20 protein-coding genes and 1 pseudogene are annotated in these 22988 nt (G+C 67.7%); 10 read left to right on the top strand and 11 right to left on the bottom strand.

From position 1 onward, the window contains the following. The first annotated feature begins 6 nt into the window (after positions 1 to 6). Together H7K45_RS01125 and H7K45_RS01120 are read left to right on the top strand one after the other, a co-directional pair. The gene (locus tag H7K45_RS01125) at positions 7 to 1656 is read left to right on the top strand and encodes a DNA repair helicase XPB (protein ID WP_263993857.1); all 1650 of its coding nucleotides are present in this window, start codon (positions 7 to 9) and stop codon (positions 1654 to 1656) included. 1 nt (position 1657) lies between these two features. After that, positions 1658 to 2005, top strand: coding sequence for a VOC family protein (locus H7K45_RS01120; RefSeq protein ID WP_263993856.1), 348 nt, complete (start codon positions 1658 to 1660; stop codon positions 2003 to 2005). Here H7K45_RS01120 and H7K45_RS01115 read toward each other — a convergent pair. From H7K45_RS01115 to H7K45_RS01100, 4 genes are all read right to left on the bottom strand, one after another. Then, complete coding sequence (locus tag H7K45_RS01115; protein ID WP_263993855.1) at positions 2002 to 2991, bottom strand: LLM class F420-dependent oxidoreductase; 990 nt, start codon at positions 2989 to 2991, stop codon at positions 2002 to 2004. The genes H7K45_RS01120 and H7K45_RS01115 overlap by 4 nt on opposite strands. 115 nt (positions 2992 to 3106) lie before the next feature. Continuing rightward, entirely contained in the window at positions 3107 to 5254 is a 2148-nt protein-coding gene (locus H7K45_RS01110) for a 3-hydroxyacyl-CoA dehydrogenase NAD-binding domain-containing protein (RefSeq protein ID WP_263993854.1), read from the bottom strand. 11 nt (positions 5255 to 5265) lie between these two features. Continuing rightward, complete coding sequence (locus H7K45_RS01105; protein WP_263993853.1) at positions 5266 to 6477, bottom strand: acetyl-CoA C-acetyltransferase; 1212 nt, start codon at positions 6475 to 6477, stop codon at positions 5266 to 5268. A gap of 190 nt (positions 6478 to 6667) precedes the next feature. Then, positions 6668 to 7771, bottom strand: coding sequence for an alkene reductase (locus H7K45_RS01100; protein ID WP_263993852.1), 1104 nt, complete (start codon positions 7769 to 7771; stop codon positions 6668 to 6670). Between the two features lie 61 nt (positions 7772 to 7832). Here H7K45_RS01100 and H7K45_RS01095 point away from each other — a divergent pair, with 61 nt between their 5' ends. Next, positions 7833 to 9032: a pyridoxal phosphate-dependent aminotransferase gene (locus tag H7K45_RS01095; protein WP_263993851.1), complete on the top strand. Its 1200-nt coding sequence runs from the start codon at positions 7833 to 7835 to the stop codon at positions 9030 to 9032. On the opposite strand, the gene H7K45_RS01090 is transcribed toward H7K45_RS01095, so the two are convergent. Genes H7K45_RS01090 through H7K45_RS01080 form a run of 3 tightly spaced genes read right to left on the bottom strand, consistent with a single transcriptional unit; the run spans position 9033 to position 12669 of the window. Further along, on the bottom strand, positions 9033 to 11039 hold the full coding sequence (locus tag H7K45_RS01090) for a YhgE/Pip domain-containing protein (protein WP_263994231.1): 2007 nt from the start codon (positions 11037 to 11039) through the stop codon (positions 9033 to 9035). A 2-nt stretch (positions 11040 to 11041) separates the two neighbouring features. After that, a complete protein-coding gene (locus H7K45_RS01085) occupies positions 11042 to 11728 on the bottom strand; it encodes a hypothetical protein (RefSeq protein ID WP_263993850.1) in 687 nt (228 codons plus the stop codon). Positions 11729 to 11751: 23 nt separating this feature from the next. Then, positions 11752 to 12669: an LLM class F420-dependent oxidoreductase gene (locus H7K45_RS01080; protein WP_263993849.1), complete on the bottom strand. Its 918-nt coding sequence runs from the start codon at positions 12667 to 12669 to the stop codon at positions 11752 to 11754. Between the two features lie 86 nt (positions 12670 to 12755). Between H7K45_RS01080 and H7K45_RS01075 the strand changes: the two genes are divergently transcribed. The 4 genes from H7K45_RS01075 to H7K45_RS01060 are packed head-to-tail and all read left to right on the top strand — an operon-like array spanning position 12756 to position 16231. Beyond that, positions 12756 to 13565 (top strand): ABC transporter ATP-binding protein, encoded by an 810-nt coding sequence (locus H7K45_RS01075; RefSeq protein WP_263993848.1) that lies wholly within the window; start codon positions 12756 to 12758, stop codon positions 13563 to 13565. Further along, a complete protein-coding gene (locus H7K45_RS01070) occupies positions 13562 to 14329 on the top strand; it encodes an ABC transporter permease (protein ID WP_263993847.1) in 768 nt (255 codons plus the stop codon). The genes H7K45_RS01075 and H7K45_RS01070 overlap by 4 nt, the downstream gene beginning before the upstream one ends. Then, positions 14326 to 15129: an ABC transporter permease gene (locus H7K45_RS01065; protein ID WP_263993846.1), complete on the top strand. Its 804-nt coding sequence runs from the start codon at positions 14326 to 14328 to the stop codon at positions 15127 to 15129. Before H7K45_RS01070 ends, H7K45_RS01065 begins: the two co-directional genes overlap by 4 nt. A 31-nt stretch (positions 15130 to 15160) precedes the next feature. Then, positions 15161 to 16231: an ABC transporter substrate-binding protein gene (locus H7K45_RS01060; RefSeq protein WP_263993845.1), complete on the top strand. Its 1071-nt coding sequence runs from the start codon at positions 15161 to 15163 to the stop codon at positions 16229 to 16231. A 36-nt stretch (positions 16232 to 16267) separates the two neighbouring features. Here H7K45_RS01060 and H7K45_RS01055 read toward each other — a convergent pair whose 3' ends face one another. Beyond that, positions 16268 to 17347, bottom strand: coding sequence for a CaiB/BaiF CoA transferase family protein (locus H7K45_RS01055; RefSeq protein WP_263993844.1), 1080 nt, complete (start codon positions 17345 to 17347; stop codon positions 16268 to 16270). Continuing rightward, the gene (locus tag H7K45_RS01050; RefSeq protein ID WP_263993843.1) at positions 17344 to 17784 is read right to left on the bottom strand and encodes an SRPBCC family protein; all 441 of its coding nucleotides are present in this window, start codon (positions 17782 to 17784) and stop codon (positions 17344 to 17346) included. Before H7K45_RS01050 ends, H7K45_RS01055 begins: the two co-directional genes overlap by 4 nt. A gap of 40 nt (positions 17785 to 17824) precedes the next feature. On the opposite strand from H7K45_RS01050, the gene zwf reads away from it, so the two are divergent. The 3 genes from zwf to H7K45_RS01035 are packed head-to-tail and all read left to right on the top strand — an operon-like array spanning position 17825 to position 20671. Beyond that, entirely contained in the window at positions 17825 to 19357 is a 1533-nt protein-coding gene (gene zwf / locus H7K45_RS01045; RefSeq protein ID WP_263993842.1) for a glucose-6-phosphate dehydrogenase, read from the top strand. 9 nt (positions 19358 to 19366) lie between these two features. Next, positions 19367 to 19720: a UBP-type zinc finger domain-containing protein gene (locus H7K45_RS01040; protein WP_263993841.1), complete on the top strand. Its 354-nt coding sequence runs from the start codon at positions 19367 to 19369 to the stop codon at positions 19718 to 19720. A gap of 6 nt (positions 19721 to 19726) precedes the next feature. Further along, on the top strand, positions 19727 to 20671 hold the full coding sequence (locus tag H7K45_RS01035; RefSeq protein ID WP_263993840.1) for a cation diffusion facilitator family transporter: 945 nt from the start codon (positions 19727 to 19729) through the stop codon (positions 20669 to 20671). Between the two features lie 142 nt (positions 20672 to 20813). On the opposite strand, the pseudogene H7K45_RS01030 reads toward H7K45_RS01035, so the two are convergent. After that, a pseudogene (locus H7K45_RS01030) lies at positions 20814 to 22330 on the bottom strand (phytoene desaturase family protein). A gap of 51 nt (positions 22331 to 22381) precedes the next feature. Further along, the gene (locus H7K45_RS01025; RefSeq protein ID WP_263993839.1) at positions 22382 to 22987 is read right to left on the bottom strand and encodes a TetR/AcrR family transcriptional regulator; all 606 of its coding nucleotides are present in this window, start codon (positions 22985 to 22987) and stop codon (positions 22382 to 22384) included. Between the last annotated feature and the right edge of the window lies 1 nt (position 22988).

The raw sequence follows: 22988 nt of genomic DNA, 5'->3' as shown, positions 1-22988 counted from the left end.
CCACGCATGACTGACGGCCCTCTGATCGTGCAGTCCGACAAGACGGTGCTGCTCGAAGTCGACCACGAACTCGCCGGTGCCGCGCGCGCGGCGATCGCACCGTTCGCCGAACTCGAGCGGGCGCCCGAACACATCCACACCTACCGCATCACCCCGTTGGCGCTGTGGAACGCCCGCGCCGCAGGCCACGACGCCGAGCAGGTCGTCGACGCCCTGGTGTCCTTCTCGCGGTACTCGGTACCGCAACCGCTGCTCGTCGACATCGTCGACACGATGGCCCGTTACGGCCGTCTGCAGCTCGTGAAGAGCCCGGTGCACGGCCTGGTGCTGGTGAGCCTGGACCGCGCGGTGCTCGAGGAGGTGCTCCGCAACAAGAAGATCGCCCCCATGTTGGGCGCGCGCATCGACGACGACACCGTCATCGTGCACGCCAGCGACCGCGGGAACATCAAGCAGATCCTGCTCAAGATCGGTTGGCCCGCCGAGGATCTCGCTGGTTACGTCGACGGCGAGGCCCACCCCATCGAGCTCGCACAGGACGGCTGGGTGCTGCGCGACTACCAGCAGATGGCCACCGACTCGTTCTGGGCCGGCGGGTCGGGCGTCGTGGTGCTTCCGTGCGGTGCCGGCAAGACGATCGTCGGCGCGGCGGCGATGGCGAAGGCCGGCGCGACGACACTGATCCTGGTCACCAACACCGTCTCCGGCCGGCAGTGGAAGCGCGAGCTGATCGCCCGCACCTCGCTGACCGAGGACGAGATCGGCGAGTACTCCGGCGAGCGCAAGGAGATTCGACCTGTAACGATCGCCACGTACCAGGTGATCACGCGGCGGACGAAGGGCGAGTACAAGCACCTGGAGCTCTTCGACAGCCGCGACTGGGGTCTGATCATCTACGACGAGGTCCACCTGTTGCCCGCACCGGTGTTCCGGATGACGGCCGATCTGCAGTCCCGTCGACGCCTCGGGCTGACGGCGACGCTGATCCGGGAGGACGGTCGCGAGGGCGACGTCTTCAGCCTGATCGGGCCCAAGCGCTACGACGCACCGTGGAAGGACATCGAGGCGCAGGGCTGGATCGCACCGGCCGAGTGCATCGAGGTGCGGGTCACCATGACCGAGAACGAGCGGATGATCTACGCGACCGCCGAACCCGAGGAACGCTACAAGCTGTGCTCGACGGCGCACACCAAGGTGGCGGTGGTGAAGTCGATCCTGGCTCGTCACCCGGGTGAGCCGACGCTGGTCATCGGCGCCTACCTCGACCAACTCGAGGAGCTGGGCCGCGAACTCGACGCACCGGTCATCCAGGGGTCGACGAAGAACGCCGAACGCGAGGTGCTCTTCGACGCGTTCCGGCGCGGGGAGATCCAGACCCTGGTGGTGTCCAAGGTGGCGAACTTCTCCATCGATCTCCCGGAAGCCAGTGTGGCCGTGCAGGTCTCGGGCACCTTCGGATCCCGGCAGGAGGAGGCTCAGCGACTGGGCCGGCTGCTGCGTCCCAAGGCCGACGGCGGCGGGGCGATCTTCTACTCGGTGGTGTCGCGAGACAGTCTCGACGCCGAATACGCCGCGCACCGGCAGCGGTTCCTCGCCGAGCAGGGCTACGGTTACGTCATCAAGGACGCCGACGACTTGCTCGGTCCGGCGATCTGACATGACGACAACGCGTCGAGTGGTCCCCAACCTCACCGTCACCGACCTGGACGCCGCGCGCGAGGCGTACGTCGCGACACTGGGACTGACCGAGGTGATGAATCACGGCTGGATCCTCACCCTCGCCGACGACGCCGGACGCCAAATCAGTCTGATGACGCGGGATCTCACCGCACCCGTCAACCCGCACGTCTCGGTGGAGGTCGACGACGTCGACGGCGCTCACGCCGCAGCGGTGGCCGCCGGGCTGCGCATCGTGCACCCGGTGACCGACGAGTCGTGGGGGGTGCGGCGGTTCTTATTCGAGGATCCGTCGGGCAACGTCGTCAACGTGCTGAGCCACCGCTAGGTGAGCGCGGGGATGACCTCGCGTTCGAAGAGTTCGATTCCGGATCGGTCGTAGGCCGCCTCCGGGAAGTACAGGATCGCGTACTCACAGCCCAGATCTCGCAACCGGGTCAGCCGTTCGATCACCTGCTCGGGGGTTCCGGTGGCCGAGTCGGGCGACGTGGCGTTGGCCAGCATCGCGTCGACCGCCTCGGGGTTCGCCTTGGCGACCTGCCGGGCACGGATGCGTTCGACCCGCTCGGCGACCTCGGCCTCCGACGTTCCCACCACGGCGTTGAAGTTCGCCGACCGCACGATGGCGCCGTAGTCGGTTCCGACGTCGGCACAGTGCCCCTCGAGCACCTTGGACTTGTGCGTGAACCCCTCTGGCTCGGAGGTGAAGTTCGTGTACTGCGCGTACTTTGCGGCGATCTTCAACGTGACCTTCTCACCGCCGCCGGCGACCCACAGCGGAATACCCCCCTCTTGCAACGGCTTTGGGGCGACGATGGCGCCGTCGACCTGAAAGTGCTTGCCCGTGAAGGTCACCACGCCGTCGCGCCACGCGTCGCGCATGATCTGCACGCCTTCGTCGAGCTGGCCCAAGCGACCTCCGGCCGAGGGAAAGCCGTACCCGTAGGCGCGCCATTCGTGTTCGTACCAGCCGCCGCCGATGCCCATCTGCACCCGGCCACCGGAGATGACGTCAACGGTCGCGGCCACCTTGGCGAGGTACGCCGGGTTGCGGTAACCCATGGCCGTACACATCTGCCCCAGCTTGATGCGCGTGGTGCTCGCCGCATACGCCGACATCAACGACCACGCCTCGTGCGTCGCCTCGCCGGTCGGCACCGGCACGGTGTGGAAGTGGTCGTACACCCAGACGGAATCCCACGCCCCGTCGTCGGCGTGGGCGGCGAGATCGCGCATCACCTCCCAGTGCCGCGCGGTGGGAATGTCCACCAGATCGAGTCGCCAACCCTGCGGGATGAAGAGTCCAAAGCGCATGCCTGAAGACTGTAGGCGGTGTCAGCCGTCGGCGCGGCCGCCCTGGGTTCCTCCCGACCAACGCAAAGGTCCCCGAAGCGCCGTTGCTTCGGGGACCTTCGCTGGATCTGGCGGGCTAGCTGGTGAGCGACGCCGGCGGTTCGAACCGCTCGCCGTAGCGCTCGGCCAGTTCCTTGGCGCGGGCCACGAAGGCGGCCTTGCCGACGCCGTGCGGGCCCTCGTAGCCCACGATGAACTGCGCCGAACCACCGGTCCACGGCGGGAAGCCGATGCCCATGATGGAGCCGATGTTGGCGTCCGCAGTGGTCGTCAGGACGTCCTCGTCGATGCACTTCTGCGTCTCGAGCGCCTCGGCGAACAGCATCCGGTCGATCATGTCCTGCAGCGGCAGGTCGGTGGTGCCGGAGTTGAACGTGTCCTTCAACCCGGACCACAACCCGACGCGCTTGCCGTCGGCGTATTCGTAGAAGCCGGCGCCCTTGAGCCGCGACGGCCGACCGATCTCGATCATCTTCTCCACGACGGCCTCGGCCGGGTGCGCCTCGTAGGTGCCACCTGCGTCTTCGACGCCCTTGCGCGAGGCAACGGCGATCTTGTGCATGAGCTCAAGGTTCAGTTCGTCGGAGAGCTGCAGCGGGGGTGCCGGGTAGCCCGCTTGGCTGCCTGCCTGCTCGATGCTGGCAGGGGCGACGCCCTCGCCGAGCATGGCGAGCGCCTCGTTGACGAACGTGCCGATCACGCGGCTGGTGAAGAAGCCACGGCTGTCGTTGACCACGATCGGGGTCTTGCCGATGGCCAACGTGTAGTCGAACACCCGGGCCAGTGCCTCGTCAGAAGTCTTCTCGCCCTTGATGATCTCCACCAACGGCATCTTGTCGACCGGCGAGAAGAAGTGAATGCCGATGAAGTCCTCTTGGCGCTTGACCCCGGTCGCCAGCTCGGTGATCGGCAGCGTCGAGGTGTTCGAGCCCAGCAGAGCGTTCGGCTCGACGATGTCCTCGATCTCCTGAAACACCTTGTGCTTGAGCTCGACCGACTCGAAGACCGCCTCGATGACGAAGTCGACGCCGGCGAAGTCGGCGGCATCGGCGGTCGGGGTGATCCTGGCAAGCAGCGCGTCGGACTTCTCCTGCGTCGTCCTGCCGCGCTCGAGCGCCTTGGCCTCGATCTTCTCCGAGTAGCCCTTACCCCGTTGGGCGGCTTCGATTTCGACGTCCTTGAGCACGACCTCGTAGCCGGCCTTGGCCGAGACGTAGGCGATGCCCGCGCCCATCATGCCCGCGCCCAGCACACCGATCTTGCGGATCTCCTGCTTGGCGATGCCGTCGGGGCGTGAGCCACCGCCGTTGATCGACTGCAGGTCGAGGAAGAACGCCTGGATCATGTTCTTCGCGACCTGGCCTGTGACCAGGTGGGTGAAGTACCGGCTCTCGATGCGAGTAGCGGTGTCGAAGTCGACCTGCGCACCCTCCACGGCCGCGTCGAGGATCGCGCGCGGGGCGGGCATGGGCGCACCCTTGAGCTGCTTCTTCAGCAGGGCCGGGAAGGACGGCAGGATCGCCGCGAGTGCGGGATGCGACGGCGTGCCGCCGGGCATCTTGTAACCCTTGGCGTCCCACGGCTGCGTGAAGCTCTCCGGGTTGGCCTTGATCCAAGCCTTGGCGGCCGGCACCAATTCGTCGATGCTGGTGACCAATTCGTCGACCAGGCCAATGTCCTTGGCCTTGCCGGGCTTGAACCGCGTGCCCTGGCTCAGGATCTCCATGAAGGCCTTCTGGATGCCGAACATCCGGACGGTGCGGGCGACGCCACCTCCGCCGGGCAGCAGACCCAGGGTCACCTCGGGCAGGCCGATCGCCACGCCCTTGACGTCGGCGGCGATGCGGTGGTGGGTGGCCAGCGCGATCTCCAGGCCACCGCCGAGGGCGGCACCGTTGATGGCGGCGACCACGGGCTTGCCGAGGGTCTCCAGCTTGCGCAGGTCGGCCTTGATGAACTCGACCTCTTCGAACGCCTGGGCGGCGTCGTCCGGGCCGATCTTCAGCATGCCCTTCAGGTCACCGCCGGCGAAGAAGGTCTTCTTCGCGCTGGCGATCACCACACCGGTGATCGAATCCTTCTCCGCCACCAGGCGCTCCACGGCCTCGTGCATGGATTGCTTGTAGTGCTCGTTCATCACGTTGGCCGAGCCGGTCGGGTCGTCCAACGTCAGGGTGACGATGCCGTCGGCATCCTTGTCCCACTTGATCGTGTTCTCTGCCATGGTCATGTCTCCTAGACGCGCTCGATGATGGTCGCGACGCCCATGCCGCCGCCGATGCACAACGTGATCAGCGCACGCTGAGCGCCACGGCGCTCCAGCTCGTCGACCATGGTGCCGGTGATCATGGCGCCCGTGGCGCCCAGCGGGTGGCCCATCGCGATGGCGCCACCGTTGACGTTGAGCTTCTCGTCGGGGATGTTGAGGTCCTTCTGGAACTTCAGCACCACCGAGGCGAACGCCTCGTTGAGTTCGAAGAGGTCGATGTCCTCGGTCGACAAGCCTGCGCGGTCGAGCACCTTGCGGGTGGCAGGAGTCGGACCGGTCAGCATGATGACGGGGTCGGCGCCGCTGGTGGCCGTGGCCACGATGCGTGCCCGCGGAGTCAGGCCGTTGGCCTTGCCCGCGCGCTCACTGCCGACGAGTACCAGGGCCGCGCCGTCGACGATGCCGGAGCTGTTGCCACCGGTGTGGACGTGGTTGATCTTCTCCACCGAGTGGTACTTCTGCAGGGCGACGTCGTCGAAGCCGCCCATGGCGCCGAGGCCCTCGAAGGCGGACTTCAGCTTGCCGAGGCTCTCCAGGGTGGTGCCGGGGCGCATGTGCTCGTCCTGATCGAGGATGACCAGTCCGTTCTGGTCCTTGACCGGGATGACGGACTTGGCGAAGTAACCGCCCGACCAGGCCGCGGCCGCCTTCTCCTGCGAGCGCACGGCGTAGGCGTCGACGTCCTCGCGTGAGAAGCCCTCGATGGTGGCGATGAGGTCGGCGCCGATGCCCTGCGGGACGAAGCCGATGCGGTAGTTGGTCTCGGGGTCGCTGGCCCATGCGCCACCGTCGGAGCCCATGGGTACACGGCTCATCGACTCGACGCCGCCGGCGAGCACGAGGTCGTCCCAGCCCGAGCGCACCTTCTGCGCGGCGGTGTTGACGGCTTCGAGGCCCGAGGCGCAGAAGCGGTTCAGCTGGAATCCACCGGTGGTCTCGGGCAGCTTGGCCACGAGCGCCGCGGTGCGGGCGATGTCGCCGCCCTGGTCGCCGACGGGCGAGACGACACCCAGGATCAGGTCGCTGATCATGTCCTCGTCGAGGTCGGGGTGACGGGTACGTAGCTCGTCGATCAGTCCGACGACGAGGTTGACCGGCTTGACCTCGTTGAGAGCGCCGTTGCGTTGTTTGCCGCGCGGTGTGCGGATCGCCTCGTAGATGAAGGCTTCTTCGGACATGGTGAATTCCTCTTCTTTGGCTCGGGGAGGCCCAAGTGGTCCAATGATGCCGAGGATAACAGCCTCTCCCAACCGGCTGGTTGGGAGGTTCGCGGCGGAGCGGTCTCCGCCGAACGCCCAACGCCGAACGTGACGCCACTGCGAGACATCCGAAGATTCTTCGCAGTGGCGTCACGTTGGACGCAGGAGGTCAGGCGTTCTTCAGTTCCGCCTCCGCCAGGGTCGGGTAGTCCACGTAGCCGACGGGCCCGGGCGCGTAGAAGGTGGCGACGTCGGGTTCGTTCAGCTCGGCGCCGAGGATCAGCCGGTCGATCAAATCCGGGTTCGCGAGGAACGCGCGCCCGACGGCCGCGGCGCTGATGACGCCCCACTCGGCGAGCTCCTCGAGCTGGCAGAACCGGGTGTCGACCTCGCGGCCGGTGTTGAGCACCAACGGGCCGCTCCACAGCCCGCGCAACGTGCCGAACGCAGGCACGTCGGGGTCGATCAGCACGTGCAGGTACGCGATGTCCAAGGGCGCGATCCGTGAGAGCAGCGCTTCGTAGGCGGCCACGTCGTCGACCTCGTGCATGTCACCGGCACCGTTTCCCGGGGAGATGCGCAGCCCGACCCGGTCGGCGCCGATCTCGGCGGCGACGGCCTCGACGATCTCGGCGGCCAGGCGGGCGCGGTTCTCCGGCGACCCTCCGTACCGGTCGGTGCGCTGGTTGACCACGTCGGAGAGGAACTCGTGCAGCAGGTAGCCGTTGGCGCCGTGAATCTCCACGCCGTCCATGCCGGCGTCGACGGCCCGGCGGGCAGCCGCGCGGAAGTCGTCGACGATGGTCGCGATCTCGTCGGTCTCCAGGGCGCGGGGCACCGGCAGGGCTTGCTTGCCCGACGGCGTGTGCGTCGTCAGGTCGGCGGCGATGGCCGACGGCGCGACGGGATGCACACCGCTGATGTCCGGATGTCCCATCCGACCGACGTGCCACAGCTGGACGAACATCAGGCCGTCGACCTCGTGAACGGATTCCGCGATCTCTGCCCACTTCGCCTCGTGCCGGTCGGTGTACATGCCGGGCGTATTCAGGTAGGCGCCGTTGGCGGAGGCCGACACCGCCGTGGCCTCGGAGATGATCAGGCCTGCCGCCGCGCGCTGGGTGTAGTACTGCACCGCCAGGTCGGACGGGGTTCCGTCGTCCTGCGCCCTGGATCGGGTCAGCGGCGCCATGAAGAGCCGGTTGCGCGCGTCGGCATAGCCGATCCGGACGGGTCGAAGGAGTGCGGCGTCGGCCGGTAGCGCGTAGGTCATGCCGCCGTCAGCGTCACGAACGCAGGATTCATTCCCACCCGCGAGGACCTAGGCTCGCACCATGGTCATTCCGAATGTCGCCGGGCGCCCGGCTCCGGTCGCCAGGCTCGCGCCCTACGCCGTGACGATCTTCGCCGAGATGTCCGCATTGGCCGCACGCATCGGCGCGGTCAACCTGGGTCAGGGCTTCCCCGACGAGGACGGCCCTGCGGCGATGCTGAAGACCGCCGAGAATGCGATCGCCCAGGGCGTCAACCAGTACCCGCCAGGGCCGGGCATCCCCGCCCTGCGGGAGGCAATCGCCGCGCAGCGCCACCGCCACTACGGCGTCACCTACGACCCCGACACCGAGGTGCTGGTCACCGTCGGCGCCACCGAGGCGATCGCGGCGGCCGTCATCGGCCTGGTGGAACCCGGCTCGGACGTGCTGCTGATCGAGCCCTTCTACGACTCGTACTCCCCCGTCATCGCGATGGCCGGCTGCCACCGGGTCGCGGTTCCCCTCGTCGCCGACGGCCGCGGATTCGCGATCGACGTCGACGCCCTCGCCAGGGCCGTCACGCCCCGCACGCGGGCGCTGATCGTGAACTCGCCGCACAACCCGACCGGGATGGTCGCCACCGACGCGGAGCTCACCGCCATCGCCGAGCTCGCGGTCCGGCACGACCTGCTGGTCATCACCGACGAGGTGTACGAGCAACTGGTGTTCGACGGACGGCGCCACGTTCCCCTGGCCGGCTATCCGGGGATGGCCGAACGCACGATCACGATCTCGAGTGCGGCGAAGATGTTCAACGTCACCGGCTGGAAGATCGGCTGGGCGTGCGGACCGGCGAATCTGATCGCGGGCGTCCGCGCGGCCAAGCAGTTCCTCACCTACGTCGGCGGCGCGCCGTTCCAACCGGCGGTAGCCGAGGCGCTGAACGACGAGGACGACTGGAGCCGCTCCCTGCGAGACTCGTTCCAGGCCAGGCGAAATCGCCTTGCCGGGGCGTTGTCGGACATCGGGTTCGACGTGCTGGACAGCTTCGGCACGTACTTCCTGTGCGCCGACCCGCGTCCCCTCGGATACGACGACGGCACGGCCTTCTGCGCCGAACTGCCCGAGCGAGCGGGGGTGGCGGCGATCCCGATGTCGGCGTTCTGCGATCCGGACGCCGACCACTTCGGTCAGTGGAAGCACCTGGTGCGCTTCGCCTTCTGCAAACGCGACGACACCATGGAGGAGGCCATCTCCAGGCTTCAGGTGCTCAAGGCCTGATCACACCTCGATGGGCGGGTGCAGCCGTTCCATCGTGTACTGCCGGTTGCGCCTGGCGGCCAGGGCACTGGCCAGCAGCGACACGGCGAGGACCCCGACGAGCGCCACGATGGAGACCCACAGCCGGGACTCCACCCCGCCGACCGTCAACTCCCGCAATCCGTTGACCGCGTACGTCATCGGGTCGAAGGGGTGGATGATCTGGAACGGCTTGGCGGTGGTCTCGACCGGGTAGATGCCGCCCGAGGACACCAGCTGAAACATCAGGAAGGCCAGGGTGACGACCCTGCCGACGGCGACGCCGAACACCGCGTTGAACGCCTGGATCATGGCGAGGAACGTCGCCGCCACCAGGAGCAGGAATGCGACGGTGGCGGGGGCGTACTTGGCATGCAGACCCACCCCGACGTGCACGACGACGTACATCACCGCGACCTGGCAAACCACCACCACCAGGGCAGGCCAGTAGGACGCCAGCACCACGCGCAGCGAGCCAAGGCCGGCGACGATGGGACGGGACTGCAAGGGCGTCAGCAACATCCAGACGATCAGCGCGCCGATGAACAACGCCAGCGGCAAGAAGAAGGGCGCGAACCCGGTGCCGAAGGTGGGCGCTTCGTTGGCGACATGCTGCTGAACCGCCACCGGGCTCGCCACCGTGCGGGCGACCGCCTCACGTTGCGGCGGGGTCCACGTCGGAACCTGCGCAGCACCCTTGTTCAGTCCCTCGGCGAGCTGCCGGGATCCGTCGCTCAACTTCTGGGTCCCAGCCGCCAATTGGTCGGCCCCGCGCGCCAATTGGCCGCCACCGTCGGCCAGCCGCACCAAACCCGCGTCGAGTTTCGCGGCACCGCTGTCGAGTTGGGCCGCGCCGTCGCGCAACCGGATGACGTCGGCCTTCAGCTGGCCGTTCAGCGCCTGGGTGAGTAATTGCCGTGGCTGGCTGTGTGGATCGCCGAACTCGCTCTGCAGTCGCTGGGCGCCGTCACGCAACCGGAGCAAGCCGTCGTCAGTCGTCGGATCGAGGCCCTGGGAGTTCAGCAGTCTCTGCGCTCCGCCAAGCACCTCGCCGAGACCACGCGCCGACGGATCCGCATTGGTCCGCAAGCCACCGATGACCTGGTCGACGATCCCGGCCGCCAACTGGTGGTCCACGTTGAGCGCGGCGATGCGGTCACTCGCCGTGGCGACACCCCCGCTGATCTGCGCCGCCAGAGCGGACACGTCGTCGGGGTTCAGGCCGAGCCGCTGCACCCTGTCCAACGTGTCGATCAGAGGCGTGGTGGCCTGGCCTATGCCCGTCGACAACTGGTGCGCGCCCGCGGCCAGCGCCGCGGATCCGGTGCGGGCGGTGGTCAGTCCGTTGGCCAGTGTGTGTGCCCCCGTGGCCAATTGACGCGCGCCGTCGTCGGCGCTGGTCAGGCCGGCCGACAGCTGATCGGCTCCGGCGGCTGCCTTCTTGACCCCGTCGCCGGCATCCGTCAGACCGATCAGCACCTTGCCGACCACCTGCTCGCCGATGCGGGCACTCACCTGGGTGAGGATCTCTCGCGAGGCGTTCTGCCCGATCACCGACGCGAGGTAGTTGTTCGCGTCGTTGAAGTCGAAACGAAGCTCGGCTTGACGGGGATTGGGCGTGGCCGCCGACGCGATCGCCTCGCTGAAGTCCTCCGGCAGCGTGATGGAGAAGTACGACGTGCCGGCCGCGACCGCCTTGGCCGCCTCCTGCGCCGACATCTGATGCAGGTCGAGCTGACCGGATTTCAGCAGGGCGCCACTCACCTGGTCGCCCGCCCGCAGCTCCTGCCCACCGACGACGGCGCCGCGGTCCTCGTTGACCAGGGCCACGGGGACCCTGTCCACCGCGTTGAACGGGTTCCAGAACGCCCAGAGGTACATCGCGCCGTAGAGCAGGGGCAACAGGATGATCGTGACGAGGGCAACCCGGGGCATCACGCCCCGCGAGTAACGCTTGAGGTCGGTACCCAGTGACAGTCCGGCAAGCATGGTCACACTCCATCCTTCTGGGCCAGCGGTAGTTGGGTGCGAACGCCCAACCCGTCGGGGACGGGATTGGCCGACGTCGTCACGACGGTCTGCCGTTGCCCCAGTTCGGCGAGACGCCGCACCAACTCGGCCCGGCTCTGGTCCTCGGCCAGCTGGTCGACACCACCGACCACCAGCAGCGGCGGTGCGAGCGTGTTGGCCAGTGCGACGCGCAACAGCAGGGCATCCAGCTCGCCGAGTTCCTCGACGTAGGAATGCAATTCGGGTAGCGGCAGCGCGCCGAAGACCGGGCCGCACACCCGGGCCAGTTCGGCGTCCCCGGCGCGGCGCACCAGTCGGTACCACGGCGCGTCCCAGCGCAACTTCTCGGTGAGCAGGTCGCCTACGGTCACCGACTCGTCGACGGCGTCGAGCTCGTCGACCCCGGCCAGCGCGCACGTGGCGAACACGGTCCGCACGTCGGTCTCGCCAAGCACCGTCAGCGTCCCGTCCGACGGCTTCATGCGACCGGACAGGGTCAGCAGCAGCGCGGTGCGCCACGCGCCGGGGGATGCGAGGAGCACGCTGAGCCCACCGCGCGGGATCTCGAGGCTCAGCGGACCGTACACCGGCCCCCAGGGTCCCGTCACCGAGATGTCCGCCGCCACGATTGCGGGCGGTTGTTCGTCTACGGCGTCCGGCTCGACCACCGTGTCATCCAAACACGATGGGCTCAGATCGAGGCGGCGACTTCCCAGAGCCGTTCGGGGTCAGCGGTGTCCGACCGCATTGGGGCCAGCACCAAGTCGGTGGCGCCCGCGTCGACATACCGCTGCAGCTGACGTCGGACCGCCTCGGCTGGGCCGACGGCGGCGAGATCGCCTGCCTTGTCGGCTCCCTCGCGGGCGAGCACCGCCGCGTAGGACGGAATCGACTCGTAGAAGGTCAGCTCTTCGTTGGCGATGCGGCGCGCACCCTCCTCGTCGTCGGACACCACGACGGGCACCGCGGCGATGACTCGTGGTGCGGGCCTGCCCGCCGACGTCGCGGCGTCGGTGATGGTCGGCACGATGAACTCCGAGAGCGTCCGCGGGCCTGCCAGGTACGGCAGCGTGCCGTCGGCGAGCTCACCGGTCACGCGTAAGGCCTTGGGTCCCATGGCCGCAACGTAGACGGGTATCGATTCACCCCCGGCGAGGCTGACGGGCCAGTCGAGCGCAGTGGCGGAGATCTCCGTGCCGTGGAAGTCGACGGCACCGGTGTCGAAGATGGAGCGCAGAACCTGCAGGTGGTCGCGCAACCGGCCCGCCGGGTTGGACCACGCCGTCCCGAACGCCTGAGACTCGATCGCCTTCGCACCGAGCCCGAGACCAAGGCTGAAGTTGCCGTGCGAGGCCGCCTGCGCCGTGTGCGCCAACGTCGAGATGATCAGCGGATGGCGCGGGTTGATCGGCACGACGAACGTCCCGACACCGAGTCCGGGTACGGCTGCACCCACCAGACCCGCCAGGCTGATCGCGTCGTGGCTGAACTGTTGGGAGAACCACGCCTGGCGAACACCGATCTCGTAGGCACGGCGAGCCTGGGCGATCACGTCGTCGACGGCGTTGCTGGCAGAGGGACTGGGATTGATCACGACTCCGGTGGACATTCCTTGGTCAACCGACCGTCGCGGTGGACGCATTCCCCATCACTCAGCGTGCGCTTTTCCCTTGCCCGTGCCCATACTGGGCGACCATGACAGATCCGGCGACGAAGGCGCCCCATCCCACCGGGATCGACATCACGGCGCTGACCAAGACCTTCACGGCTGGTCGCCGCACGGTGGAGGCCCTGCAGTCGGTGGACCTGCACACCAAGCAGGACGCCTTCCTCGCCCTGCTCGGCCCGTCGGGGTGCGGCAAGTCGACGGTGCTGCGCATCCTGGCCGGCCTCGACCTACCCACCAGCGGCACCGCACTGATCAACGGGGAGTCACCCACCGAGCTCCGCAAGCACCACGAACTCGGCATCGCGTTCCAGGACTCGGCGCTGCTGCCCTGGCGCAGTGTGGTGTCCAACATCAAACTGCCGCTGCAGGTCGCCGGCCTCACCGTCGAGCCCGGCGTGATCGCCGACCTCGTCAAGCTGGTCGGGCTCGAGGGGTTCGAGAAGGCCAAACCGGCGCAGCTGTCCGGTGGCATGCGCCAACGGGTGTCGATCGCACGGGCCCTGGTGGTCAAGCCGACGGTACTGCTGCTCGACGAGCCGTTCGGTGCCCTCGACGACATGACCCGCCAGCGCCTCAACCTCGAACTGCTACGCATCTGGACCGAGAAGCCCGCGACGACGCTCATGGTCACGCACGGCATCGCCGAGGCGGTGTTCCTGTCCGACGCCGTCGCCGTGATGAGCCCACGACCGGGACGGGTGGTCGAGGTGGTGCCCGTCGACCTGCCGCGACCGCGCACCCCGGACATCATGCGTACGCCGGAGTTTCACCGCATCCACGACTACCTCGTCGAATTGCTGTTCGGGCGGGCCGACGGCACGCAAGGGATCGCGTGACCGCTCGACCGGGCTGGCGTGGCGGCGCCGTCGGCATCATCGGCCTGCTCGCAGCCTGGTGGCTGCTGGCCGCGTCGGGTGCCGCGGGCGGGACGATCCCGACGCCCGCTGCGGTGGTGTCCGGCATGGCCCGCGACGGCCTCGCGCTGTACGGGCCGAACTTCGCGGTCACCGCGCGTGGCGCGCTGCAGGGCTTCCTGTGGGGTAACGGGCTCGCGATCGCCCTCGCCGTGCTGGTGGTCCTGATCCCGCCCATCGAATCCCTGGCCACCCAACTCGCCATCCTGAGCTACTGCACTCCCCTGCTGGCCCTCGGGCCGATCATCCTCGTCGTCTTCGGCGGGCGGGCGCCGACGATCTTCCTCGCCGCGATGTACTGCTTCTTCACCACGATGGTCGGCACGCTGGCAGGTCTGCGGTCGGCCGACCGAACCAGCCTCGACCTGGTCGAGGCCTACGGCGGCGGACGGTGGCAGAAGTTCACCAAGGTTCGATTGTTCGCGGCAGCCCCAAACACGTTCGCAGCACTGAAGATCGCCGCTCCGTCGGCCGTCCTCGGCGCGATCCTCGGTGAGTACCTCGGCGGGGTGGACAGCGGCATCGGGGTCGCGCTCACCGCCGCGCAGACGTCCTACGACGTGCCGCGCACGTGGGGTCTCGCCATCGCGGCGGCCGCGATGGCGGGCGTCGGTTACGGGATGGTCGCGGTGGTGGCCAGGCTCGTCATGCCGTGGACCGCGGCGTCATCCGGAGTCTCGCGATGACCTCGACCCTGCGCCGCGTCGCACGCTTCCTGGCTCCGCTGGCCATCGCGATGGCCTTGCTGTTCGCGCTCTGGTACCTGTTCCTCGTCGCCTTCCCTCAGGTGGGGCCGCGGGTCGGAAAGTCGCCAGTCGACGTGTGGCGCTATCTGTTCACGGGATCGACCAGTCACACCGCACGGGCCAACCTGATGGACAACCTTCAGATCACCCTGCGCGACGCCTCGATCGGCTTCGCGTCGGGGATTGGCGCCGCGGTGGTAGTCGCCGCACTGTTCGTGCTGTTCGTCAGCCTCGAGCGCACCTTGCTGCCGATCGCGGTGCTGCTGCGGTCGGTGCCGCTGGTCGCGATGACGCCGATCATCGTCCTGGTGTTCGGCAGGGGCCTGGTCGGCGTGGCGGTGATGGCGTCCATCGTGGTGTTCTTCCCGGCACTGGTGATGATCATGGCGGGCCTGCGCGAGGCGCCGCGGCAAGCCCAGGAACTCGTCGCGGCCTACGGCGGGAATCGGTGGACGGCGCTGTACCGGGTCGCCATCCCCTCGGCGCTGCCGTCCCTGTTCGCGGCGGCGCGAATCTCGGTGCCTGGCGCGCTGATCGGCGCCTTGATCGGTGAATGGCTGGGCAGCGGTGAGGGTTTGGGCTCCAGCTTGATCAAGGCCATTCCGCGATATCAGTACAACGAGCTGTGGGCGTCGATCGCCGTCGTCACGATCGTGTCTATCCTGCTCTACGCGGTGGTCGGCGTGCTGGAGAATCTCGTGCTCGCACGCTTCGGCCCCGACGCGGGAAGCACGCCCTGACAGGGGCGGCGATGGCGCTTAGTCTTCGACGATGACTCCTTCGTTGCATCGTCGGGAATTCCTCCGCTACGCCGCCATGGCCGGTCTTACCGCAGGCGGAGCGGGTGTGCTCGCGGCCTGCGGTTCAGGCGGTTCGTCGGGCGCCAGTGGCACGCCGTCCGACGGATCGAAGTTCGGAACCGTTGCGGTGCAATTGTCTTGGATCAAGAACATCGAATTCGCCGGCGAGTACTTCGCCCTCGAGAAGGGCTACTACAAGGACGCCGGGTTCGGCAACGTGGACCTCGTCGCCGGTGGCGCCGCCGGCACGGGCGTCGAGGCAGGCCTGGACACCGGCAAGATCTGGATCGGGATGTCGGCGCCACAGCTCACCGCGCCGGCGGTGCTCAACGGGCTCCCCGCGAAGATCGTCGGCGCGACGTATCAGAAGAATCCCTTCGCCATCGTGAGCTCGGCAGCCAAGCCGATCAACACCCCGCAGGACATGGTGGGCAAGAAGATCGGCGTTCAGGACTCCAATCAGCTGGTGTTCGGTGCGCTGCTGGACGCCAACGGCATCGACTCCAAGGCGATCACCGTCGTCCCCGCCCAGTTCGATCCGTCGCCGCTGGCCAACGGCGAGGTCGACGGCTGGGTGAGTTACGTGACGAACGAGCCGATCACGTTGGCCGCCAAGGGCTTTCCCAACCACGCCATGTTGTTCGCCGACTTCAAGCTGCCACTGGTGGCCGAGACGTTCACCGTGAAGCAGGAGACCATCGACAACGAGCGCGACAAGCTCAAGGCGTTCCTGTTGGCCGAGATCAAGGGCTGGCGGGACGCGATCGCCGACCCGGCGGGATCGGCCAAGCTGGCGGCCGAGGTGTACGGCAAGGACCAGAACCTCGACGTCGCCGAGCAGACCGAGGAGGCCAGGGCCCAGGTCGGGCTGGTGGTCTCCGCCGACACCAAGGCCAACGGCCTGTTCACCATGACCCAGGCGCTCATCGACGAGAACATCGTCGCGCTCAAGGCCGCCAAGCTGGACATCGCCGCAGAGGATCTGTTCGACATGTCGATCATCGACGAGGTCTACACCGAGCATCCCGATCTGAAGATCTAGCCGGAAGCCTTGAGAGCGTCGGGCCAGCCAACTCGATCACCACCCGAGGTCGTCGAGTGCCGTCGTGGCCTGCGGGGGCGGCCCACCTGCAGCAGACGGTGTGCGCGAGAACCGCGGCGCCGGGGCAGCCTGCACCACGCCGTCAGCGGTGAGGATGGTCGAGCGCGCCGTCAGGTGCTCGTCGACTGCGGCTTCGGTCCAGGTCAGCACCGGCGTCACACATGCGTCGGTGCCCGCGAACACCGAACTCCACTCGTCGCGTGTCCGGGTGGCGAAACGCTCTTCGAACAATGCGCGCATCCGCCCGTAGTGCTCTCGGTCGCCTTGGCCGGGAACGTCGTCGGGATTCAGCCCGAGCCCTTCGAGCAACCGGGTGAAGAACTGCGGTTCGATCGCACCCACCGCCACGTACTTGCCGTCGGAGGTCTCGTAGACCCGGTAGAACGGCGCACCACCGTCGAGCAGGAACGACTCCCGCTCGTCCTTGAGCGCTCCCGTCGCCTTCATCGTCCACATCATTTGGGCGAGGACGCTGACCCCGTCGACCATGGCGGCGTCGACCACCTGTCCCGTACCGGACCGTTCCCGCTCGAACAGAGCCGCGAGGATGCCCACGACGGCGAACGTCGACCCCCCGCCGAAGTCGGCGACCAGGTTGAGCGGTGCCACCGGGGGACGGTCGCGGTAGCCGATCGCGCTCAGCGCACCGGTGCGCGCCAGATAGTTGATGTCGTGTCCCGCGGTCGTGGCCAGCGGTCCGTCCTGACCCCAGCCGGTGATGCGGGCGTAGACCAGCCGAGGGTTGACCGCCGCACAGTCCTGCGGACCGACGCCCAGACGCTCGCACGTCCCTGGGCGAAAGCAATCCAGCAGTACGTCGGCCTTCGCGGCGAGGTCGAGCAGCCGATCGGGCTCGGCCTTGACGTCCAGGTCGACGATGCGTTTGCCGCGGTGAAGGAGGTCGGCGCCCTCCGCAGGCATCGTCAGTCCGCCGCTGGGCCGCCGAAAGCGGACCACGTCGGCCCCCATGTCGGCCAACATCATTCCCGCGTGCGGACCGGGCCCGATACCGCCGAGCTCGACGACCCGGACCCCGGCCAGCGGGCCGGCCGTCACCCCTTCTTGACCTTCAAGACCTGCTTGCGCAAGCCGTCGGTCGCGGTCTCCATTCCGCCCTTCAGGGTGCGCTTGAGCAAGAATCCCGGCAGGGGAATGGACAGGTCGATCGCCATGTCGAATCGAACCTTGGTCTTGGCCCCGTCGGGGGTCAGCGTGTAGCCGGCGTCTTGGGCCTTGAGCTGACTTGAGGACACCAGGGTCCACGTCACGCTCGTGTCGGTCCAGGTGTATTCGATGACCATCTCGTCGGTCAGACCAGCGGCCTTCACGGTCATCTCGACCTGCTTGGGCCGCCCGTCCGGGTAGCTCTCCAGGATCACGGCCTTCTGATACTGCGGCGACCACGTCGGGGTCGACTCGACGTCGGCGATGACGTCCATGATCTCTGCCGGAGTTGCTTCGATGACCACTTCGCGCGAATCCCTGGTTGTCATGTCCGCGACCTTAACCAGCACTGTCCTGCGCCGTTCACGTATGGATGGAAACATCGTCGCCGTGTCCACCCCAGACCTTGCGCAGACCATCGCATACCCGGCCGCCGGCGCCCGTCCCTACCGCCGCGACGAGGATGCGCTGCTGCCCCACGTCATCGTGTTGTTCGGCGCAACCGGCGACCTCGCCAAGCGCAAGCTGCTGCCCGGCATGGCGTACCTGGTGCAGTCGTCACTGGCGCCGAAGATCCGGGTGGTCGGCACCTCCTTGGAGGACCTCACCGACGAGCAGTTTCGGGCGCTGACCAAGGAGGCGGTCGACGCCTTCGGCACCCACGAGCTCACCGCGGAGCAATGGGACCACTTCGCAAGCCGGGTCACCTACGTCCCCCAGGGCGCCGGCCCGGAGGCACTGGCCGCCGCCGTCGCCGCCGCCGAGAAGGAGCTGGGTGACAGTGGCGCCGCGGAAGTCCGCCGCCTGCACTATCTTTCCGTTCCCCCGAAGGCCGCGCGGGCGGTCATCACGATGCTGCGCGACGCGAACCTCGTCGAGCGGTCCCGGGTGGTGATGGAGAAGCCGTTCGGCACCGACCTGGCCAGCGCCATCGAATTGAACGACTTCGTCCACGAGACGTTCCGGGAACGGCAGATCTTCCGCATCGACCACTTCCTCGGCAAGGAAGCTGCTCAGAACATCCTGGCGTTCCGCTTCGCCAACGGGTTGTTCGAGCCGATCTGGAACCGCAACTTCATCGACCACATCCAGATCGACATTCCCGAAACGCTCGGCCTGGATCAGCGCGCCAACTTCTACGAGAGCACCGGCGCCTTCAAGGACATGGTGGTGACGCACCTGCTGCAGGTGATGGCGTTCGTGGTCATGGAGCCGCCGACGGCGCTGGAACCCCGCGCCATCAGCGAGGAGAAGAACAAGGTCTTCCGCTCGATGCTGCCGATCCAGACCACCGACGTGGTGCGCGGGCAATACGCCGGGTATCGCAGCGAGCAGGGGGTGGCCCGCGACTCCGACACCGAGACGTTCATCGCGCTCAAGGTCGGCATCGACAATTGGCGTTGGGCGGGGGTCCCGATCTATCTGCGGACCGGCAAGAAGATGGCCGAGGGCATGCGCATCATCTCGATCGCGTTCAGGGAGGCGCCGCGAACCATGTTTCCCGCCGGTTCCGGCGTCGGTTCCCAAGGGCCCGACCACCTGACGTTCGACCTCGCCGACGCGTCGAAGGTGTCGCTGTCGTTCTACGGCAAGCGGCCCGGCCCGGGGATGAAGCTCGACAAGATGTCGATGCAGTTCTCCACCCAGGAGACCGACTCCCTCGGTGACGTCCTGGAGGCCTACGAGCGGTTGATCCTGGACGCCATGCGCGGCGACCACACCCTGTTCACCACCGCCGAGGGCATCGAATCCCTGTGGGACCGTTCCGAACAACTACTTCAAGATCCGCCGCCGGTGAAGTCCTACCAGCCGGGCACCTGGGGTCCGAACGCGATTCACCAGCTCGTCGCACCCAATGCGTGGCGACTGCCGTTCGAACGTGAGTGGCGCGAGAAGAAGTAGGGTGAGCCCATGACCGATGCGGTGAATCCCACGATCCCTCCCAGCGGTACGGGGTGCGTCGAATGCACGGCCGTCGGCGGATGGTGGGTGCACCTTCGCCGGTGCACCGCATGCGGCCACATCGGGTGTTGCGACGATTCGTTGGCCCGGCACGCGTCGGCGCACTGGAACGAGACGGGTCATCCGATCATCCGGTCCTTCGAACCGGGCGAGGACTGGTTCTGGAACTACGACACCAACGAGTACTACGACGGGCCGGAATTGGCTCCGCCCGAAAGTCATCCGCTCGACCAGACCGTACCCGGGCCCAATGACCGGGTCCCCGAGGACTGGATGACACAGCTGCAACGCCGAGGTGACTGACCTCCCGTGGTGAAGGCCGGAGGCGACAGCACCCTTACCGTCCTCGTCGCATTCGGGGCGAACCTCGTGGTCGCCCTCGCGAAGTCCTTCGCCGCGGTGGTGTCCGGATCGGCGTCGATGACCGCGGAGGCCGCGCACTCGTGGGCCGACACCGGCAACGAGGTGTTCCTCCTCGTCGCCAACCGGCGCAGCGTCCACGAACGCGACGCCCGTCGCCCCCTGGGGTACGGCCGGGAGGCCTACGTGTGGTCACTGCTCGCGGCGGTCGGTCTGTTCGTCGTCGGGGCGGCCGTGTCGATCTGGCGGGGAGTCACCGAGCTGCTGCACGGCGAGGACTCCGCCGAGGACTATCGGGTGGCCTACCTCGTGCTGGCAATCGCCTTCGTACTGGAGGGCGTGTCGCTGCTGCAGTCGCTGCGCCAACTACGAAGGGACGCAAATACTTACGAAAGTGACGTGCTGCAGTACGCCTTCGAGACCTCCGACCCCACGGTGCGGGCCGTCTTCGCCGAGGACAGCGCGGCGCTTGTCGGCATCGTCATCGCGTTCCTCGGAATCTTGTTGCACCAGCTCACCGGGGAGGTGCTCTGGGACGCGATCGGATCGATCTTGGTCGGCGGAGTGCTTGGCGTCGTCGCGGTGATCCTGATCAATCGCAACAGGGTGTTCCTCACCGGGGAGGCGGGGCCGCCGCGCCTGCAGCAGGCGCTGCGCGAGAAGCTGGCCAGCTTTCCCGAGGTGGCCTCGGTACGTTTCCTGCGCCCCGAATTCATCGGTCCGAAGCAGATATTCGTGATCGCGAGCGTCGACCTGGTGGGCGACGCCGTGGAGTCGTCGATCGCGCGCACGTTGCGCGAACTCGAGCACCGGTTCGAAGACGACGTGCCCTACGTGCTGGAGGCGGTGCTCACCGTTTCCGAGCCGGACGACCCGGGTACCACGCTCGGATGACTACAGAACCCACGACCAGCGACTCGGATTCCGGCCCCGAGGGCGCTGCCAAGGACGTCGAGAGCGATCCCGCCAAGGGCGCCGAGGATCGGTCGGACTGGTCCGACGAGGGTGGCGCCACGCCGACGGGACCCGCCGACGACTAACTGGCGTCGGCCGTCGCCGCGGCGGCCGCGTCGAATCCGGGGATGAAGGTGATCCCGGGTCCGCCGTGACAGCCTGCGCTGCCGAGGTACAGCCCGCGAATCGGGATGGGTGAATCGGCGAAAACCCGTGGCAGTAGTCGCCACCGGGCGCGCCGAACATCGTCCCCATGTGCCGCGGCGTAAAGGTGGTGTGGCGGATGATCTTCGACTCGAAGTCCGGTGCCACGCTGGCGATCTTGTCGATCACCCGCCGGCCCATTTCGACCTTGAGGTCACCATGGGACGCGCGACCGTACTCGAGCGGAAACCACATCGAGAACGCCGACATGGCGTGCTTGCCCTCGGGGGCCAAACTACTGTCGTGGACCGACGGGAACTGCATCGCGACCGCCGGATCGGAGGGGACGATTCCGCGTCGACTGTCCTCCCACTGCCGCTGCAGTTCCTCGGGGGTGCTGAACAATCCGATCGCCGCTTGCATCTCGGGGTCGTCGAGCATCTCGTAGGGCGCCGCGAAGGTCGGCATGCCGTCCAGGGCAAAGTGCATCTGCACATAGCTGCCGCGGTGGTCGACGTGCGTGAACCGGCTGCGGACGTCGGGTGGCACGACGTCGGGGTCCAGCAGTGTGGTGACGGTGAGGTCGGGTGCGATCGCCGAGACCACCACGCCGGCCTCGACCGTCGAACCGTCGCCGAGTCGAACGCCGGTGACGCGGCCGTCTGACACCACGATCTGCTCGACCGTGCTGCGAAGCCGAAGTTCACCGCCGTGGGCGTGCAGCATGGCGACCAGATGCGTGGTGAGCGCGCCTATTCCGCCGCGGAACTTCTTCATCAGCTTGGTGTTCTCGTCCGGCATCGCCAGACCGAACGCCAGCGCCGCGGCGGTACCCGGCGTCGCGGGTCCGCGGTAGGTGGTGTTGACGGCCAGGAAGGACAGCATGCCGCGCAGGGCGCCGTGCTTCTCGGCGTCGGGCAGGTACCGGTCCAGCACGTCGACGACCGAGCCGAACAGCATGTCGCGGATGGCCGACCGCTCGAATTCACTGCTGGCGCAGGCGAACATCTCGTCGATCGTCTTGGGTCCGACACCTGCGTCGAACCGCCCGATGGCCCGGGTGGGCCCCTGACTCCAGGCCATCAGGCCGGCCATGCCGTTGACCGCCTCGGCGCCGTGCACGTCACCGAGATGGGTCAGCAGCTTCATCGGGTCGGTGTAGTACACGACGGGTTCGTCGCCGATACCCCGCAGTGACACCGACATGACGTCGAGATCCACCGTCGGCAACGCCTCGAGGCCGAGCGCGTCACTCACCGTCGCCGAGGTCGGAAACTGCAGCGAGCCGGCGATCTCGAATCGGAAGCCCTCGAAGAGCTCGACGGTCGAGGCCATGCCACCGGCGTATCGCTTGGACTCCAGACACAGCGTGCGAAAGCCCGACTTCTGCAGCAGCGCCGCAGCGGCCAAGCCGTTGTGCCCCGCCCCGATGACCACCGCGTCGAACTGCGTCATCGACCGAGGCTGACACGGTGCCCAAGTTTTGTCAATTATGACAAAACTTGGTCAGTCGCCGCCGACCACCCCCACGGCGACCACGTCGAGCGCGGTTCGAGACAACCGCGCCAGCTCCGGCAGGGCCCGCTCCTCGCTCGACATCCAGACCTCCATGGCGCCGAACACCGCGGCGGCGACGCACCGCGCCGTCACCGTCGTGCGCAACCGGTCGTCGAGACTTGCCGCGGGCGGATCGTTGCGGGTCAGGTGCTCCTCGACCGCGGCGGCGAAGTCGGCCTCCACCTGGCGGATGTGCCGCACGATGCGCGCCGGGTCGAGTTCGCGGCTCCGCAACTCGGCGATCTTCGGCACGGCGGCGGCGTCATAGGGTGCCGCCATGATCGCGGAATGCACTGCCTCGACCAACGATTCGTCTGGCTCCCGGCTCGCCAGCGCAGTCCGGAACCATTCGAGGCCGGCGTCGTAATCGGCGAAGAGCAGGTCGTGCTTCGAGGTGAAGTGGCGATAGAACGTGCGCAGCGAAACCCCCGCGTCCGCGGCGATCTGCTCGGCCGAGGTGTCCTCGACACCCTGGGCCAGGAACCTCACCAGCGCGGCCTCGCGAAGCGCGGCGCGGGTTCGTTCGCTGCGCGCGGTCTGCGCGGGTCGGACCATT

This window comes from Mycobacterium yunnanensis, from assembly GCF_025823185.1.
GTDB classification, from domain to species: domain Bacteria; phylum Actinomycetota; class Actinomycetes; order Mycobacteriales; family Mycobacteriaceae; genus Mycobacterium; species Mycobacterium yunnanensis.
This window is presented reverse-complemented; position numbering and strand designations above follow the sequence as displayed.